Annotated in this window: 1 protein-coding gene; it reads left to right on the top strand. The window is 57.1% G+C overall.

Going from position 1 to position 1,184, the window contains the following annotated elements:
* Nucleotides 1–1,182 (top strand): elongation factor Tu (tuf, locus tag F7P80_RS16640; RefSeq protein WP_151046207.1); only part of this gene is annotated, 1,182 nt, incomplete at its 5' end.
* Between the last annotated feature and the right edge of the window lie 2 nt (nt 1,183–1,184).

Raw genomic sequence — 1,184 nt, 5'->3', positions numbered from 1 at the left:
GAAAAATTCGAGCGTACCAAGCCCCACGTGAACGTGGGTACTATTGGCCACGTTGACCACGGTAAGACCACTCTGACAGCTGCTATCGCTACTGTGCTGTCCAAGCACTTCGGCGGCGAAGCTAAGGACTACTCTCAGATCGACAACGCGCCTGAAGAAAAGGCTCGTGGTATTACCATCAACACTTCGCACGTCGAGTACGAAACTGCTACTCGCCACTACGCTCACGTGGACTGCCCCGGCCACGCTGACTATGTGAAGAACATGATTACTGGTGCCGCTCAGATGGACGGCGCTATCTTGGTTTGCTCCGCTGCTGACGGCCCTATGCCCCAGACTCGCGAGCACATCCTGCTGTCCCGCCAGGTGGGCGTTCCTTACATCATCGTGTTCCTGAACAAGGCTGACATGGTGGACGACGAGGAGCTGCTGGAGCTGGTGGAAATGGAAGTGCGCGAACTGCTGGACAAGTACGACTTCCCCGGCGACGACACTCCTATCATCCGCGGCTCTGCCAAGCTGGCCCTGGAAGGCGACCAGTCTCCTATCGGCGAGCCTGCTATCCTGAAGCTGGCTGAAGCTCTGGACTCCTACATCCCCACACCTGAGCGTGCTGTGGACGGCGCATTCGTGATGCCTGTGGAAGACGTGTTCTCGATCTCCGGTCGTGGTACCGTGGTGACCGGTCGTGTTGAGCGCGGCATCATCAAGGTCGGTGAAGAAATCGAGATCGTGGGTATCCGCGAAACTCAAAAGACTACCGTGACCGGCGTGGAAATGTTCCGCAAGCTGCTGGATCAAGGTCAGGCTGGCGACAACGTGGGTCTGCTGCTGCGCGGCACCAAGCGTGAAGACGTGGAACGCGGCCAGGTGCTGTGCAAGCCCGGCTCCATCAAGCCTCACACCAACTTCACTGCTGAAGTGTACGTGCTGAGCAAGGATGAAGGTGGCCGTCACACTCCTTTCTTCAACAACTACCGTCCTCAGTTCTACTTCCGTACAACTGACGTGACCGGCTCCATCGAGCTGCCAGAAGGCAAGGAAATGGTGATGCCTGGCGATAACGTCTCCATCACTGTGAAGCTGATCGCTCCTATCGCTATGGAAGAAGGTCTGCGTTTCGCTATCCGCGAAGGTGGTCGTACTGTTGGCGCCGGCGTGGTTGCTAAGATCATTGCCTAATT

The sequence above is a fragment of the Comamonas kerstersii genome (genome assembly GCF_008801935.1).
In the GTDB taxonomy this organism is placed as follows: domain Bacteria; phylum Pseudomonadota; class Gammaproteobacteria; order Burkholderiales; family Burkholderiaceae_C; genus Comamonas; species Comamonas kerstersii.
The sequence above is the reverse complement of the archived record's forward strand: the minus strand, read 5'-3'. Positions and strand labels throughout refer to the sequence as shown.